Source organism: Xanthomonas sp. 60 (assembly GCF_011761925.1).
Genome location: NZ_JAASQW010000001.1, coordinates 808,504 through 823,946, shown reverse-complemented (window position 1 = coordinate 823,946; position 15,443 = coordinate 808,504). Strand labels below are relative to the sequence as shown.

15 protein-coding genes are annotated in these 15,443 nt (G+C 67.3%); 14 read left to right on the top strand and 1 reads right to left on the bottom strand.

Annotation, left to right across the window (positions count from 1 at the left end):
- Positions 1–290: 290 nt before the first annotated feature.
- The 12 genes from FHY09_RS03735 to bamA all read left to right on the top strand — a co-directional run bounded on the left by FHY09_RS03735 (position 291) and on the right by bamA (position 13,150).
- Positions 291–539, top strand: coding sequence for a hypothetical protein (locus FHY09_RS03735; protein ID WP_456362696.1), 249 nt, complete (start codon positions 291–293; stop codon positions 537–539).
- Positions 539–1,234, top strand: a complete 696-nt coding sequence (locus tag FHY09_RS03730; RefSeq protein WP_166924233.1) for a fimbrial biogenesis chaperone — start codon at positions 539–541, stop codon at positions 1,232–1,234. The genes FHY09_RS03735 and FHY09_RS03730 overlap by 1 nt, the downstream gene beginning before the upstream one ends.
- A gap of 235 nt (positions 1,235–1,469) precedes the next feature.
- A complete protein-coding gene (gene rpsB, locus FHY09_RS03725) occupies positions 1,470–2,276 on the top strand; it encodes a 30S ribosomal protein S2 (RefSeq protein ID WP_166924231.1) in 807 nt (268 codons plus the stop codon).
- A 124-nt stretch (positions 2,277–2,400) separates the two neighbouring features.
- Positions 2,401–3,279 (top strand): translation elongation factor Ts, encoded by an 879-nt coding sequence (tsf, locus tag FHY09_RS03720; RefSeq protein WP_166924229.1) that lies wholly within the window; start codon positions 2,401–2,403, stop codon positions 3,277–3,279.
- 202 nt (positions 3,280–3,481) lie between these two features.
- The gene (locus FHY09_RS03715; RefSeq protein WP_166924227.1) at positions 3,482–5,020 is read left to right on the top strand and encodes an HDOD domain-containing protein; all 1,539 of its coding nucleotides are present in this window, start codon (positions 3,482–3,484) and stop codon (positions 5,018–5,020) included.
- Between the two features lie 121 nt (positions 5,021–5,141).
- Positions 5,142–5,870, top strand: coding sequence for a UMP kinase (gene pyrH / locus FHY09_RS03710; RefSeq protein WP_166924225.1), 729 nt, complete (start codon positions 5,142–5,144; stop codon positions 5,868–5,870).
- Positions 5,871–5,960: 90 nt separating this feature from the next.
- Positions 5,961–6,518 carry a ribosome recycling factor gene (frr, locus tag FHY09_RS03705; protein ID WP_166924223.1) on the top strand — a complete coding sequence of 186 codons (558 nt, stop codon included), beginning with the start codon at positions 5,961–5,963 and terminating at the stop codon, positions 6,516–6,518.
- Between the two features lie 5 nt (positions 6,519–6,523).
- On the top strand, positions 6,524–7,288 hold the full coding sequence (gene uppS / locus FHY09_RS03700) for a polyprenyl diphosphate synthase (RefSeq protein ID WP_166924221.1): 765 nt from the start codon (positions 6,524–6,526) through the stop codon (positions 7,286–7,288).
- Positions 7,285–8,127 carry a phosphatidate cytidylyltransferase gene (locus FHY09_RS03695; RefSeq protein ID WP_166924219.1) on the top strand — a complete coding sequence of 281 codons (843 nt, stop codon included), beginning with the start codon at positions 7,285–7,287 and terminating at the stop codon, positions 8,125–8,127. The genes uppS and FHY09_RS03695 overlap by 4 nt, the downstream gene beginning before the upstream one ends.
- A complete protein-coding gene (gene dxr, locus FHY09_RS03690; protein WP_166924217.1) occupies positions 8,124–9,320 on the top strand; it encodes a 1-deoxy-D-xylulose-5-phosphate reductoisomerase in 1,197 nt (398 codons plus the stop codon). The genes FHY09_RS03695 and dxr overlap by 4 nt, the downstream gene beginning before the upstream one ends.
- A 48-nt stretch (positions 9,321–9,368) precedes the next feature.
- Positions 9,369–10,724, top strand: coding sequence for an RIP metalloprotease RseP (rseP, locus tag FHY09_RS03685; protein ID WP_166924215.1), 1,356 nt, complete (start codon positions 9,369–9,371; stop codon positions 10,722–10,724).
- A gap of 74 nt (positions 10,725–10,798) precedes the next feature.
- Positions 10,799–13,150 carry an outer membrane protein assembly factor BamA gene (gene bamA / locus FHY09_RS03680; RefSeq protein WP_166924213.1) on the top strand — a complete coding sequence of 784 codons (2,352 nt, stop codon included), beginning with the start codon at positions 10,799–10,801 and terminating at the stop codon, positions 13,148–13,150.
- A gap of 72 nt (positions 13,151–13,222) precedes the next feature.
- Here the strand turns inward: bamA and FHY09_RS03675 are convergent, their stop codons facing one another.
- The gene (locus tag FHY09_RS03675; protein ID WP_166924211.1) at positions 13,223–13,807 is read right to left on the bottom strand and encodes an NMCC_0638 family (lipo)protein; all 585 of its coding nucleotides are present in this window, start codon (positions 13,805–13,807) and stop codon (positions 13,223–13,225) included.
- A gap of 161 nt (positions 13,808–13,968) precedes the next feature.
- Between FHY09_RS03675 and lpxD the strand changes: the two genes are divergently transcribed.
- Both lpxD and fabZ read left to right on the top strand, forming a co-directional pair.
- On the top strand, positions 13,969–14,991 hold the full coding sequence (gene lpxD, locus FHY09_RS03670; protein ID WP_166924209.1) for a UDP-3-O-(3-hydroxymyristoyl)glucosamine N-acyltransferase: 1,023 nt from the start codon (positions 13,969–13,971) through the stop codon (positions 14,989–14,991).
- Positions 14,988–15,443 (top strand): 3-hydroxyacyl-ACP dehydratase FabZ, encoded by a 456-nt coding sequence (gene fabZ, locus FHY09_RS03665; protein ID WP_166924207.1) that lies wholly within the window; start codon positions 14,988–14,990, stop codon positions 15,441–15,443. Before lpxD ends, fabZ begins: the two co-directional genes overlap by 4 nt.

Below are 15,443 nucleotides of genomic sequence, written 5' to 3'. Positions count from 1 at the left end.
TTATTCCCGTGGTGGATGCAGACCTGTCACAGGGCTGGGCGGTGGGGTTGGGTGGGGGCGTTGAGCGCCATGGATGGCGCGAAGCGAGGCCCGCAGGATGCAGCTCTTGCCGTCCCCCACCCAGCCCCACCGCCCAGCCCAAACCCAGCAACTCAACAACCCGCCCCCGCGCCACCACGGAGGGGCCACGCCGCTCGCCAGCGCCACCCTAAAGACGGCCTGTCCGCAGCCGATAGAAGCTCAGGCTCTCCACGGCAGACACCATGACGGCAACACAACGAACGCGGAGGATGCTGCCGGCAGCAGGACTGCTCGCGCTGGCCGCCAGTGCGACGGCGGCTACATCCCCGCAACCCCTGCGCATCCACCTGGAGATCGTGGAAAGCTGTGACGACGCTCCCGCCCAGCCCGATGGCACCACGCGCTGCGCAGCACCCCATCAGCGGGCCGAAGCCGCCCAGCTCCCCGACCACCTGCGCCGGCTGAGCCCGGACCCCGACGCCAAGGACGGCAGCAGAACCATCCACCTGGTGTTCTGATGCCGCCGCTGCGCCGGCCTGTCCTGCTCCTGCTGCTGTGCGCGCCCACCAGCCATGCACTTGAGCTGCGCCCGACCACGCTCGAACTGGCGCCCGGACAGGTCCAGACCGAACTGTGGCTGGTCAACGACCACCACAACGCCTGGGAGGGTCGTCTGCGCGTCTACCGCTGGGACCAGGACAACGGCGTCGATCGCCTGCAGGCGACAGACACACTGATTGCCAGCCCGACCCACGCGCTGCTGCCACCCGGCACGCGCCAGAAGGTCCGGCTGGTCATGACCGCCCCGCCACCGGCCGGACGCCCGATCGAGCAGGCCTTCCGCGTCCTCATCGAGCCGGCCGCCCCCGGGCTGGCGCGCTACTCCCTGCCCTTGTTCGTTTCCACAGCGCGCAGTGCACCCGGCGCGCTGTCGGCGCGCCTGGAACGGACGGGCAACGCGTCCTGCCTGGCATTGCACAATGCCGGCCCGCGCCGGACCCGCCTGCAGGACCTGGCCTACCTGGACTGCGACGGAAACCAGCAAGTCCTGCTGCCCGGCCTGGCCGGGTACGTGCTGGCTGGCGCAACGGTCTGCTGGGCCCTGCCCGCCGAGGTCGCCGCCCAGCCCGGGGTCCGCTTCCTGGCCCGCCGTGACGGCGGCAGTACCGGGACGCTGAGCCCGATTGCGGCCACGGCCGCCGCCGGTCTATAATCCGCCGCTCCCCTGCCGCCCAGTGCGCGGAGGAGCCGTCCACACCGGACGTCACCGGTGAATCCACACCCATCGTCCCGATCCGTGCCGGGGTGCCCCGCAAGGGGTTCGGCCACGGAGACGATGGGGAAGCCCAACCCCGGAACCCCAAGCGCGCCCGCGCTGTCCCGCACACTGACCGCGGGCGTCCGGCAACGGACAGCGGAGCACGCAGGTTCCCTCCAGGAGTTACACCATGCCCCAGATCACCATGCGCCAGATGCTCGAAGCCGGCGTCCACTTCGGCCACCAGACCCGTTACTGGAACCCGAAGATGGCTCCGTACATCTTCGGCGCCCGCGGCAAGATCCACATCATCAACCTGGAAAAGACCGTCCCGCTGTTCAACGATGCGATGAACTTCATCTCCTCGGTGGCACAGAAGCGCGGCACCATCCTGTTCCTGGGCACCAAGCGCAGCGCCCGCGAGTCGATCCGTGAAGAAGCCGAGCGTTGCGGCATGCCCTTCATGAACCAGCGTTGGCTGGGCGGCACCCTGACCAACTTCGCCACGGTGAAGAAGTCGGTGGCGCGCCTGAAGGAGCTGGAAGCCGGCGAGAACGACGGCAGCTTCGAGAAGCTGGTCAAGCACGAAGTGCTGGGCCTGCGTCGCGAGCGCGACAAGCTGGAAGCTTCGCTGGGCGGCATCAAGGACATGAACCGTCTGCCCGACGCGATCTTCGTCATCGACATCGGCCACGAAGACATCGCCATCAAGGAAGCCAAGAAGCTCGGCATCCCGGTGATCGCGGTGGTCGACACCAACTACAACCCGGAGCTGGTGGACTACGCCATCCCGGGCAACGATGACGCCATCCGTGCCGTGCAGCTGTATGCCCGCGCCGCCGCCGACGCCGTGCTGGAAGGCAAGGCCGCCGCGCCGCACGCCGCCACCGTGCGCGAGGAAGAGTTCGCCGAAGCCGCTGAAGGCGAAGAAGCCAAGCCGGCCCGCCGCGCTCCGGCCAAGAAGACGGCTGAAAAGAAGTCCGACGCCCAGGCCTGATCCAGGCCCGGTGGGCACCCTGGTGCCCACCCTCCCTGCAGCGCGCCCCCGGCGCGTGTCAGGGCCATGTCACATGGGCCGGCCAACCTGCCGGCCCAATCCCTTTCTTTCGTGAGGTAATCCCATGGAAATCACTGCTTCCCTGGTCAAGGAACTGCGCGAGCGCACCGGCGCCGGCATGATGGAGTGCAAGAAGGCACTCGTCGAAAACAACGGCGACATCGATGCATCCATCGAAGCGCTGCGCAAGTCGGGCCTGGCCAAGGCGGACAAGAAGGCTGACCGCGTGGCCGCCGAAGGCGTCATCGTGGCAGCCCAGGACGCCGGCAAGGCGGTGCTGGTCGAGATCAACTCCGAGACCGACTTCGTCGCCAAGGATGAGAACTTCACCACCTTCGCGCGCGCCGTTGCCGATGCTGCCCTGGCTTCGGGCGCGGCGGACATCGCCACGCTGAACGAGGTCAAGCTGCCCTCCGGCGAGACGATCAACGACACCCGCGCCGCCGTCATCGCCAAGGTCGGCGAGAAGGTCGACGTGCGCCGCATCGCCCGCCTGGAAAGCACCAACAACGTGGCGGCCTACGTCCACGGCGGCCGCATCGGCGTGCTGGTGGAGCTGGCCGGTGGTGACGCCGAGCTGGCGCGTGGCCTGGCCATGCACGTGGCGGCGATGAATCCGCCGCACAACAAGGCCTCCGACGTTCCGGCCGACTTCGTTGCCAAGGAAAAGGAAATCGAGCTGGCCAAGATGACCGACAAGGACAAGGCCAAGCCGGCCGACATCCTGGAGAAGATCATCAGCGGCAAGATCGCCAAGATCGTCAACGAAGTCACGTTGTACGGCCAGCCGTACGTGCTCAATACCGATCAGACCGTCGAGCAGGTGCTGAAGGCCGCCGGTGCCGACGTGGTCGGCTTCCAGCGCCTGGCCGTCGGCGAAGGCATCGAGAAGGTGGTGGAAGACTACGCTGCCGAAGTGATGAAGCAGGCCGGCCTGGCTTGATTGCCGGAACGTCCTGATCCATCGGAAAAGCCGCGCCCTGCGCGGCTTTTTTTTGGCCAACGGATGGAAACTCCGGCTGCACTTTGCGTTATCTGGCGCGGGGACCGATACTGGCCGCAGGGGAGTATCGTGGGATGCACGGGCTGCATCGCGGATCCATGACGGACCCCTTATCCCCGCCCTACGAAACGATCGACCCGATATGCCTCCCGAGCTGACCGCCGTCCTGGCGCTGTGCCGCAATCTTCCGTCGCCACCCGGCATCGCGCTGCGCATCATCGAACTGGCGCAGGACCCCGAAGCGGACATCAGCACCGCCGCGGACATCATCGGCCTGGACATGGGACTGAGTGCGCGCATGCTGCGCATCGCCAATTCCCCGCTGTATGCCAGCCGCCGCCGGATCGAGAATCTCGGACAGGCGCTGACCATGCTCGGCCTCAATGCCACCCTCACACTGGCCCTGGGTTTCACCGTGACACAGGGTCTGGCCGGCGCCGCCAGCGGCAACGGTCAGGACCTGCGCGAACGCGCGTGGCGACGCAGCATCCTCAGCGCGCTGGCCGCCAACCAGCTTGGCCATGCGCGCGGACTGCGCCGGCTCGAAGAGCTCATGCTGGGCGGCCTGCTGCAGGACATCGGCGTGCTCGCCCTCGCCCAGGCGCAGCCGGATACGTACCTGCCGCTGCTGCGCGGTGCCCACGACAACGCTGCGCTGCTGGCCGCCGAGCGCGCGCAGTTGCAGTGCACGCACGCCGATGTCGGCGCATGGATGGCCGAGCAGTGGGACCTGCCGCGCTACCTCTCCGAAAGCATCGCCCACAGCGAAGACGAGACCCTCTCGTCCGACACCTTCCAGGCCTGCGTGCAGCTTTCCGGCGCGGTGGCCGACATCTGGCTGGACGAGGATGCCGATGCCGCGCGGGAACGCGCCCTGGCACGCGTCAACGACCGGCTGCAGCTCGACAGCGCGCAGTTCGACCAGGTACTGGCACGGATCAGCGAGGCCCTGCCCACCATCGCCAGCCTGTTCGACACCTCGCCGGCGTCGCCGGCGCGCGTGCAGCAGCTGATCGAACACGCCCAGGAGCTGGCCACGCTGCGTACGCTGCGCCAGGCGCTGGATGCCGAGCAGGCCACGCGCCGTGCCGACGAATCCGAAGCCCGCGCCAACCGGCTGGCCGAACAGGCCCACCGCGATGCATTGACCGGCGTGCTCAACCGGCGCCAGCTGGAATCGGTGCTGGAGCAGGAGTTCATGCGTGCCAGTCGCCACGGCTGGCCGCTTTCGGTGGCCTTCATCGACCTGGACGACTTCAAGAAGATCAACGATGCCCACGGCCACCTGACCGGCGACGAGGTACTGCGCGCCTTCGCCGGCAAGCTGCAGGGCCACCTGCGGCAGACCGACACGGTCGCCCGTTTCGGCGGCGAAGAGTTCGTCGCATTGCTGCCCAACACCACCGAACACGTCGCGCTGGAGGTCATCCGCCGTGTGCTGGCCAGCATCGTGGTGACCCCCATGGCGGAACTCGATGGCAGCCCGCTGTTCATCACCTTCTCCGCCGGGGTGGCCACGCAGGGAGGCTACGAGCGCTTCGCCGACGTGCAGGACCTGCTGCGCGCGGCTGACGACGTGCTGTACCGCTCCAAGAGCCTGGGCCGCAACCGCGTGATCGCGCGCTCACCGACGCCGGCGGGCAGCGCAGCGCAGGCGCAGACGGCGGGCCCGGCGAGCTGATCGCCGGCAGGGGGGACACGCGGGTCGGAGCGGCCCGTTTCGCCGCAGCGCACAAAAACGCTTCAGCCGCGACGCGCTTGCCAGTAGAATCTCCAGCGATTCCACGCATTCCGAGGCTCCAATGTCCCAGCTCGCCTATCGCCGCATCCTTCTGAAACTCTCCGGGGAGGCGCTGATGGGAGACGAGGACTACGGCATCGACCCCAAGGTCATCAACCGCCTGGCCCGCGAAGTGGTCGAGGCGCAGCAGGCCGGTGCGGAGATCGCGCTGGTGATCGGCGGGGGCAACATCTTCCGCGGCGCCGGCCTGGCCGCCGGTGGCATGGACCGCGTCACCGGCGACCAGATGGGCATGCTGGCCACGGTGATCAACGCGCTGGCCATGCAGGACGCCCTGGAGAAAGTGGGCGCCAAGGCGCGCGTGATGAGCGCCATCAAGATCAACGACGTGTGCGAGGACTACATCCGCCGCCGCGCCATCCGGCACCTTGAAAAAGGCCGCCTGGTGATCTTCGCCGCCGGCGTGGGCACGCCCTTCTTCACCACCGATTCCGGTGCCGCGCTGCGCGCGATCGAGATCGGCGCGGACCTGCTGCTGAAGGCCACCAAGGTGGACGGGGTGTATGACAAGGATCCCAACAAGTATTCCGACGCCGTGCGCTATGACACGCTGACCTACGATGAAGTCATCTCGCGCGGGATCGAGGTCATGGACACGGCGGCCTTCGCCCTGGCCCGCGACAGCGACCTGCCCCTGCGCGTGTTCGACATGGGCCAGCCGGGCGAACTGCTGAAGATCCTGCACGGCCAGCCCATCGGCACCCTGGTCCGGGGCCGCGGCAGCAACTGAGCGCCGGATGGACGGCCGGGCCGGCATGTCCCGGGCCATGGCCGTCTTCGCCTATAATCGTCCGATTCCAGAAACACCCAGGACCGGGCGATGCTCAACGACATCAAGCAGAACGCGCAGACGCGCATGGCCAAGAGCATCGATGCTCTGCGCCACACCCTGACCACCATCCGCACCGGCCGCGCCTCGCCGGCGCTGCTGGATGGCATCACCGTGCCGGCCTACGGCTCGCAGACCCCGCTGGGCAACGTCGCCAGTATCAGTGTCTCCGAAGGTCGCTCGCTGATCATCTCCGTGTTCGACAAGGGCCTGGTCTCGGCGGTCGAGAAGTCGATCTACGCCTCCGACCTCGGCCTGACCCCGACCGTGGTCGGCACCGTCGTGCGCCTGAACCTGCCGCCGCTCACCGAAGAGCGCCGCAAGGAACTGGCCAAGACGGTGGGCAAGGAGGGCGAGGAAACCAAGGTCGCCATCCGCAACATCCGCCGCGACGCCAACCAGGAAGTGGCCAAGCTGTTCAAGGACAAGGAAATCACCGAGGACGACAAGAAGCGCTCCGAGGACGAGGTCCAGAAGCTGACCGACAGCATGATCAAGGATGTCGACAAGGTCGTGGCCGAGAAAGAAAAGGAACTGATGGCGGTCTGAGGTCGATGTCTTCAGTGCCACCGCCGTTGCCCAGCGCCCTCCCGCGCCACGTTGCCGTCATCATGGACGGCAACGGGCGTTGGGCGCAGCAGCGCCGTCGCCCCCGCATGATCGGCCATCGTGCCGGCGCCCGTGCGGTCAACCGCACCATCGACCATTGCCTGCAGCTGGGCATCCCGGCGCTGACCCTGTTCGCGTTCTCCAGTGAGAACTGGGGGCGCCCGGACGATGAGGTGGAAGCGCTGATGAAGCTGTTCCTGCATGCGCTGGACCGCGAAGTGGACGAGCTCCACCGGCGTGGCGTGCGCGTGCGCTTCATCGGCGAGCGCGAGCGCTTCGGCGCGTCGCTGGTCAGCCGCATGCAGCTGGCCGAGCAACGTACCGCCCACAACACCGCGATGACGCTGAGCATCGCCGCCAGTTACGGTGGCCGCCAGGACATCGCCCGCGCAGCGCGCACGCTGGCCGAGGAAGTCGCGGCCGGGCGCCTGCGGCCGGAGCAGATCGACGAAGCGCTGCTCGGCAGCCACGTCGCGCTGGCCGACCTGCCGGCGCCGGACCTGTTCATCCGCACCGGCGGTGATACCCGCATCAGCAATTTCCTGCTGTGGCAGCTTGCCTACAGCGAACTGTGGTTCACCGACGTGCTGTGGCCGGATTTCGACGCCGACCAGCTGCAGGCCGCGCTGGACGCTTTTGCCGGGCGGGAACGCCGCTTCGGCCTGACCAGTGCCCAGATCGCCGCCCTGGCCACCGAGACCCACCCATGACCAAGACCCGTGTCATCGCCGCGCTGATCATGGCGCCTGCCGCCATCGCGGCGATCCTGCTGCTGCCCAGCCAGTGGCTGGCCGCCGCCGCCGCTGCCGTGATGCTGATCGGCCTGTGGGAGTGGCTCAAGCTCTCCGGGGTGGACGACACCCTGGCCCGCACCACCCTGCTGCTGCTCAACCTGGTGCTGATGGTGCTGGTGGTCTGGGACCGCGACAGCTCCCTGTTCCTGTTCCGGGTGGCCGCCCTGGTGGGCGTGGGCTGGTGGCTGCTGGCCCTGCTGTGGCTGCGGTTCTTCAACTTCGGTGCGGACCCGGACAGTCCGGCGCGCGCGTTCAAGCTGCTGGCCGGCACGCTGGCCGTGTTCCCGGCCTGGGCCTCGCTGGTGCTGCTGCACGCCGGCGACGACCGCGGCCACCTGTGGCTGCTGGCCTCGTTGATGGTGGTGTGGGCGGCGGACTCCGGTGCCTACTTCGCCGGCCGCGCGTTCGGACGCCGCAAGCTCGCCCCGCGCATCAGCCCCAACAAGACCTGGGAAGGCCTGTTCGGCGGCCTCATCGCCGGCCTGCTGGTGATGACCGCCTTCGGCCTCGGCTTCGGTGTGCCGGAATGGACGCTGGTGGATGCCGCGCACCTGCCCTGGCTGCTGCTGATCACCGTGGTGGCCGTGTTCGCCTCGGTGCTGGGTGATCTGTTCGAGAGCCTGCTCAAGCGCCACGCCGGCGCCAAGGATTCCGGACACATCATTCCCGGCCACGGCGGCGTGCTGGACCGCGTGGATGGCGTGCTGGCGGCTCTGCCGGTATTTGCGGTCGGCAAGGAAATCTTCGGCCTGTGACCCCGAACTCCGCTCCTGCCCTGCGTCGGGTCGCCGTCCTCGGCGCCACCGGATCCATCGGCGCCTCCGCGCTGGACGTCATCGCGCGCCACCCGGACCGGTTCCAGGCCACCGTGCTTGCCGCCGGCTCCCAGGTGGAGGCGCTGCTCGCGCTCTGCGCCCGGCACCGGCCGCTGCATGCGGTCATCGCCGATGAGGCCGGTTTCGCGCGCCTGCGCGACGGCCTGCGCGAGGCCGGCCTGGCGACCCAGGCCCACGCCGGCCCCGCCGCGCTCGATGCGCTCGCCGCAGGCGATGCGTGCGATACCGTTATCGCCGCGATCGTGGGGGCGGCCGGGCTGTCCTCCACGCTCGCCGCGGCGGCGGCGGGAAAGCGCCTGCTGCTGGCCAACAAGGAATCGCTGGTGCTGGCCGGCGAACTGCTGACCCGCACCGCGCAGCAGGGCGGCGCCGAGATCCTGCCCATCGACAGCGAGCACAGCGCGATCTTCCAGTGCCTGCGGTCCCGGGATGCCAGCGTGGAGGGCGCCGGCGTGCGGCGGATCCTGCTCACCGCCTCCGGCGGGCCGTTCCGTGGGCGTACTCGCGCGGAACTGCGGCAGGTGACCCCTGCCCAGGCGGTGGCCCATCCCAAGTGGTCGATGGGCCCGAAAATCTCGGTCGACTCGGCTACCCTGATGAACAAGGGCCTGGAGGTCATCGAGGCGCACCACCTGTTCAACGTGCCCGGTGAGCGGATCGAGGTGCTGGTGCACCCGCAGAGCCTGGTGCACTCGCTGGTGGAGTTCATCGACGGCTCCACGCTCGCCCAGATGGGCCTGCCGGACATGCGCACTACCCTGGCTGTCGGCCTGGGCTGGCCGCAGCGCATCGACGCCGGAGTGGCCGGGCTCGACCTGCTCCAGCACGGCCGGCTGGATTTCGAAGCGCCCGATAGTGACGCCTTCCCCTGCCTGGCGCTGGCCTGGCAGGCGATGGCCGCCGGTGGAACCGCGCCCGCCATCCTCAATGCGGCAAATGAAGAGGCGGTTTCAGCGTTTCTTCAGGGACGGATCGGCTTCCTGTCCATTCCGGCGCTGGTGGAACAGGCGCTCTCCACATTGCCAGGCGAAGGGGCCGATACACTGGAGGGCCTGCTCGCTGCCGACCAGCGCGCCCGTGCGCTGACCCGCTCCGCCATTGCGCTCCTCTGAGGCCTGCCGTCCCGATGCCACTCCGCTCCGCCACCGCTGCGCGTCGCCATGACTGAATTCTTCCGATCGGTGTGGTGGATGATCGTCAGCCTGGGCCTGCTTGTGACCATCCACGAGTTCGGGCACTACTGGGTGGCGCGCCGCTGCGGGGTGAAAGTACTGCGCTTTTCGGTGGGCTTCGGCAAACCGCTGTGGTCGCGCCGCGACCGTCACGGCACGGAGTTCGCAATCGCCGCGATTCCGCTCGGCGGCTATGTGAAGATGCTCGACGAGCGCGAGGTGGACGTGCACCCGCAGGAGCGCGGCCAGGCCTTCAACCACAAGACCGTCTGGCAGCGCATCGCCATCGTGGCCGCCGGGCCGCTGGCCAATCTGCTGCTGTGCATGTTGCTGCTCTGGGCGATGTTCGTGCTGGGCAAGCAGGATTATTCAGCCACCGTGGGCCGCGTCACCGGCATGGCCCAGGCCGCCGGGCTGCAGGCAGGTGATCGCATTCTCACCGTGGATGGACGCCCCGTGGCCACCGTGGGTGATGCCAGCATGGCCCTGACCGCGGCGGCCATGGACCGCGAGGACGCCGCGCTGGAGGTGATGGATACCCAGCACCAGACCCACGAGCGGACCCTGCCGCTGTCCCGCCTGCCCGCCGGCTTCGACGAGCGCCGCGTGGCCGTCCAGGCAGGACTGAACTGGCAGTTCTGGCTGCAGCCGGCGCAGGTGGACCGGGTGCTGGACGATGCAGCCGTGGCCGGGGTGATGCAGCCCGGCGACCTGATCCTGGCCGTCGACGGCGAGCGCATCGAAAGCGTGGACCAGGTCTATCCGGCCGTGCAGGTGCTCGGTCAGCGCGGCGGACCGGGCATGATCGATGTGCTGCGCGGTGGCGAGCGGCTGGCCCTGGAGGTCACCCCGCGCGAAGGCGTCGACGGGCGCCAGCAGAAGGTCTGGCAGCTCGGCATCGGTTTCGCGCAGGATTACACGCCCGCCTATGACACCGTGCTCAAGCATGGGCCGCTGGCTGCCGTGCCGGTGGCGATCCGTGAAACCGGCCGCCTGGCCAGCGATTCGCTGGCCATGATGCGCCGCATCGTGACCGGCAGCGCCTCGCTGCAGAACGTTTCCGGGCCGGTGACCATCGCCCGCGTGGCCAATGTCTCGGCGCAGCGAGGGGTGGACTGGTTCCTCCAGTTCCTTGCCCTGCTCTCGCTGAGCCTGTGCATCATCAACCTGCTGCCGATCCCGGTCTTGGACGGCGGGCACCTGCTGTATTACCTTATCGAGTTGGTCAAGGGCAGCCCGCTGAGCGAGCGCGCCATGGCTGCCGGCCAATTCGTGGGTCTGGCCCTGTTGGCCGGCCTCATGGGCCTGGCGTTCTACAACGATATCCTTGGCCTGTTCCCGTGATGAACTTTCTCCTGCTGTCGCCGTCTACAACGTCGGCTCCCCGCAACAAGCAATCGACCTCTACCGGACGTGACATGACGCGACTCCCGAATCGCCGCCTGCTGGCCCTCGCCCTCGCTGCTGGAATCGGCGCCCCCGTAATGGCGCAGGCCGCCGAGCCCTTCACGGTCAGCGACATCCGCGTGGACGGCCTGCAGCGGATCAGCTCCGGCACCGTGTTCACCTATCTGCCGGTCGAGCGCGGGCAGCAGCTGTCCGATGCCAAGATCAGCGACACCATCCGTGCGCTGTACAAGACCGGTTTCTTCGAGGACGTGCAGCTGGATCGCCAGGGCGACATCCTGGTCGTCACGGTGAAGGAGCGCCCGGCGATCAACAAGCTGACCGTCACCGGCAACAAGGACATCAAGAGCGACCAGCTGCTCAAGGGCCTGAGCGACATCGGCCTGAGCGAGGGCGGCACGTTCGACCGCCTGAGCCTGGACCGCGTGACCCAGGAACTGCGCCGGCAGTACAACGATCGCGGCAAATACACCGTGGAGATCACCCCGACGGTGAGCCCGCTCGACCGCAACCGCGTGGACATCGCCATCGCGATCAAGGAAGGCAAGGCGGCCAAGATCCGCCACGTCAACCTGGTCGGCCCGGAGAAGTTCGAGTCCGAGGACATCCTGAAGACCTGGGAATCCAAGGAGAGCAACTGGGCCTCGTGGTACCGCCGCGACGACCAGTACTCCAAGGAAAAGCTGTCCGGCGACCTGGAAAAGCTCAACTCCTGGTACCTGGACCGCGGCTACGTGGATTTCAGCGTCGACTCCACGCAGGTGTCGATCAGTCCCGACAAGCGCGATATGTTCATCACCGCCGGCGTGACCGAGGGTGAGCAGTACAAGATCAGCGAGATCAAGGTCACCGGCGATACCGTGCTGCCGCAGGAAGATGTGGAGCGCATGGTCATCCAGAAGTCCGGCGACACCTTCTCGCGCGCGCTGCTGGAGTTCAGCTCGGACTCGATCACCAATTCGCTCTCGAACATCGGCTACGCGTTCGCGAAGGTCAACCCGATCCCGACCACCAACCGCGCCGACCGCACCGTGGCGATCAACATGCAGGTGGTGCCCGGTCCGCGCGTGGCCGTGCGCCAGATCGTGTTCAAGGGCAATACCCGTACCTCCGACGAAGTGCTGCGCCGTGAAATGCGCCAGTTCGAGAACACCTGGTACTCGCAGGCCGCCATCGACCGTTCCAAGATCCGCCTGCAGCGCCTGGGTTACTTCGAGGCCGTGGAAGTGGAGACGCCGCCGGTCACCGGCAGCAACGACCAGGTGGACGTGGTCTACAACGTGAAGGAAACCACCTCGGGCAGCTTCGTGTTCGGACTGGGTTATTCGCAGTCCTACGGCATGACCACCTCGGTGCAGCTCTCGCAGAACAACTTCCTGGGTGGCGGCAACCGCGTGTCCGTGGAAGCGTCGCGCAGCAGCTACCTGCAGCGCTACGCGTTCTCGTACACCAACCCGTACTTCACCGATGACGGCGTCTCGCTGGGCTACAACCTGTCCTGGCGCGAACTGGATTATTCCGACTTCAACACCGCGCAGTACAACAGCACCAACGGTGCGGCGCAGGTGGTGTTCGGCGTGCCGATCACCGAGAACGACACCGTCTCGCTGATGTTCGGCATCGACAGCAACCAGATCACGACCTACGGCGCTACGCCGCAGTCGATCATCGACTACATCAACGCCGTGGGACGCCGCACCTTCCACGCCTGGCGAACGGAGCTGGGCTGGGCGCGTGATACCCGCAATGATTACTTCATGCCCACGCGCGGCACCTACCAGCGTGTCGGTCTGGAAACCACGCTGCCGGGCTCGACGGTCGAGTACTACAAGCTGAACTATCAGATCAGCAAGTACTGGCCGATCATTCCGTCGCTGGTCATCAATACGCGTGCCGAGGTCGGCTATGGCGACAGCTACGGCAACGAAAGCACCGCCGTCCTGCCCGACGGGCGCGTGGTCACTGCCTCGGGCCTGCCGTTCTTCGAGAACTTCTATGCCGGCGGTACCAACTCGGTGCGCGGCTTCGAGGACAACACCCTGGGACCGCGCTCGGAAGCCAACCAGTTCTACAGCCGTGGCCAGCCGCTGGGCGGTTCGCTGAAGACCGTCGGCTCGATCGAAGCCTACTTCCCGCGCCTGTTCGACAGCCCGTCGGCGCGTGTGTCTGCCTTCCTCGATTTCGGCAACGTCTACAACGGCGTGGACAACTTCAAGGCCAACGAACTGCGCGTGTCCACCGGCGTGGCCCTGCTGTGGCGCGCCCCGGTCGGCCCGATCTCGATCAGCTACGCCTTCCCGTTGAAGAAAGAAGACAACGACGAAGTCGAGCGCCTGCAGTTCACCTTCGGCGGGCAGTTCTAAGCGCCCACAGAGCGTAATAGATGACGAAACGCCGGGCACTGCCCGGCGTTTTCTCTTTCCGCGTGCGTGGATTCAGCGCGCTGGCGTCGGCAGGGGCACGAGCGTCTGAGTGGCGACCCGGGCCATCGAGGCCATCGCCTGGACGGATACCGTGGGATCGGCGGACGTGGTGAGGGTGAAGGCGATGCTCATGGTGGAATCCGGTACCCGCATGCCCCAGGTGCGGGTGTGCACACCCTCGCGGTTCGGGCCCAATGCGCTCACCTCGGTCACCTGCAATGGCGCCGGCACTCCATGCATCAGCCGGACGAAGGTCGTCGCCAGCGCCGCCGTGTCGGCCTTGCGCGCGTAGACCGAGCACAGACCGACGTCGGTAAGGGACACCGCGTAATTGGCGTCATTCACAACGATGGCCCACGCCTTGCCTGGCGCACCGTGCAGGAAGTTCTCCGCCGCCGCGTCGGGCAAGGGCGCGATCCCCTGTGATTCCATGTAACGCTCCACCCGCGCGGGATCGCTGAACGACGGCAGGCAGGTGCTGCTGAACAACGTATTGAAATCATCAGCAGTGGTGTCGGCCGCCGCGTTGGCGGCGAGCGCGGCGGGCAACGGCGTCAGGGCCGCCATCAGCATCAGTGAACGGGAAAACGCATGCACCGCAAGCTCCTCTCGTGTCGGCCCGGCCAAGGTGCACGGGCGGTGGGACCTGCATTTGACGGTAGCCCGTTGCCACGCCGTTGACCAGTCAACGCAACGCAGCGCTTGCCATGGCCTCGCCAAGGCATGACCGGACAGGCCCGGCGCGGTAAACTCCCGCCGTGAATACTCCTACCTACACCGCCCAGCAACTCGCCGAGCAGTTCGGCCTGCAGGTCCACGGCGACGGCAGCACCCCCATCCGGGGCGTGGCCACGCTGGCGCATGCAGGACCCGGCCAGCTCACCTTCCTGTCCAACCCGCGCTACCGCACGCAGCTTGCCGACAGCCAGGCCAGCATCGTAGTGCTGCGCGCCGACGATGCCGAGGCCGCCCCGGGCACGGCGCTCGTCGCCAGGGATCCCTACACCAGTTTCGCGCGCATCGCCGCCCTCTTCGACATCGCCCCCAGGCGCGCGCCCGGCATCCACCCCAGCGCGGTCATCGACCCCAGCGCCACGGTGGCCGCCAGCGCGCACATCGGTCCGTTCGTGACCATCGGCGAGCGCAGCGTGGTCGGCGAGAACTGCATCATCGGCGCCGGCAGCGTGATCGGCGAAGACTGCGTGCTTGACACCGGCTGCGAACTGATCGCCCGCGTCACCCTGGTCACCCGCGTGAAGCTCGGCAAGCGCGTGCGCATCCATCCCGGCGCGGTGCTCGGCGCCGATGGCTTCGGCCTGGCCATGGATGCCGGCAAGTGGATCAAGGTGCCACAGCTGGGCGGCGTGCGCATCGGCGATGACTGCGAGATCGGCGCCAACACCTGTGTGGACCGTGGCGCGCTGGAAGACACCGTGCTTGAAGAAGACGTGCGCCTGGACAACCTGGTGCAGGTGGCGCACAACGTGCAGATCGGCGCCCACTCGGCCATCGCCGGCTGCACCGGCATCGCCGGCAGCGCGAAGATCGGCCGCTACTGCCTGCTTGGCGGGGCCGTCGGCGTAGTGGGCCATCTGGAAATCTGCGACAAGGTCGTGGTCACCGGAAAATCGGTGGTCCGCAACTCCATTACCGAGCCGGGCGAGTACTCGTCAGGCACCCCGTTGACCGACAACCGCACGTGGCGCAAGAACGCCGCGCGCTTCAAACAGCTCGATGCGCTGGCCCGTCGCATCCTGTCTGTGAGCAAGGAGAAGGAATGAGCCTGGAACAGTCCCTGCCGGACATCGCGCAGATCCGCGCATTGATCCCCCACCGTTACCCTTTCCTGCTCGTGGACAAGGTGGTTTCGCTGGATTTCGAGAACCGCAAGATCGTTGCCCGCAAGAACGTGAGCATCAACGAGCCCTTCTTCCAGGGGCACTTCCCGGAGCAGCCCATCATGCCCGGCGTGCTCATCATCGAAGCGATGGCCCAGGCCGGCGGCATCCTCACCCAGCTCACACTCGGCCGCGATGCCCAGTCCAAGCTGTTCTACATGGTGAAGGTGGACAACGTCCGCTTCAGCGACAAGGTCGTCCCCGGCGATGTGCTGGAGATGCACGTGGAGATCAAGCGCGTCATCCGCAACATGGCGGTGTATGACTGCAAGGCCTTCGTCGATGACCGCGTCGTCGCATGCGCTGAAGTCATGTGCGCCGGCACCCGCGAGTGA

Bases quoted from the DNA above. Each gene is read 5' to 3' on its own strand.
- FHY09_RS03735 (WP_456362696.1), top strand. From the start codon at position 291: ATGCTGCCGGCAGCAGGACTGCTCGCGCTGGCCGCCAGTGCGACGGCG.
- FHY09_RS03730 (WP_166924233.1), top strand. From the start codon at position 539: ATGCCGCCGCTGCGCCGGCCTGTCCTGCTCCTGCTGCTGTGCGCGCCC.
- rpsB (WP_166924231.1), top strand. From the start codon at position 1,470: ATGCCCCAGATCACCATGCGCCAGATGCTCGAAGCCGGCGTCCACTTC.
- tsf (WP_166924229.1), top strand. From the start codon at position 2,401: ATGGAAATCACTGCTTCCCTGGTCAAGGAACTGCGCGAGCGCACCGGC.
- FHY09_RS03715 (WP_166924227.1), top strand. From the start codon at position 3,482: ATGCCTCCCGAGCTGACCGCCGTCCTGGCGCTGTGCCGCAATCTTCCG.
- pyrH (WP_166924225.1), top strand. From the start codon at position 5,142: ATGTCCCAGCTCGCCTATCGCCGCATCCTTCTGAAACTCTCCGGGGAG.
- frr (WP_166924223.1), top strand. From the start codon at position 5,961: ATGCTCAACGACATCAAGCAGAACGCGCAGACGCGCATGGCCAAGAGC.
- uppS (WP_166924221.1), top strand. From the start codon at position 6,524: ATGTCTTCAGTGCCACCGCCGTTGCCCAGCGCCCTCCCGCGCCACGTT.
- FHY09_RS03695 (WP_166924219.1), top strand. From the start codon at position 7,285: ATGACCAAGACCCGTGTCATCGCCGCGCTGATCATGGCGCCTGCCGCC.
- rseP (WP_166924215.1), top strand. From the start codon at position 9,369: ATGACTGAATTCTTCCGATCGGTGTGGTGGATGATCGTCAGCCTGGGC.
- bamA (WP_166924213.1), top strand. From the start codon at position 10,799: ATGACGCGACTCCCGAATCGCCGCCTGCTGGCCCTCGCCCTCGCTGCT.
- fabZ (WP_166924207.1), top strand. From the start codon at position 14,988: ATGAGCCTGGAACAGTCCCTGCCGGACATCGCGCAGATCCGCGCATTG.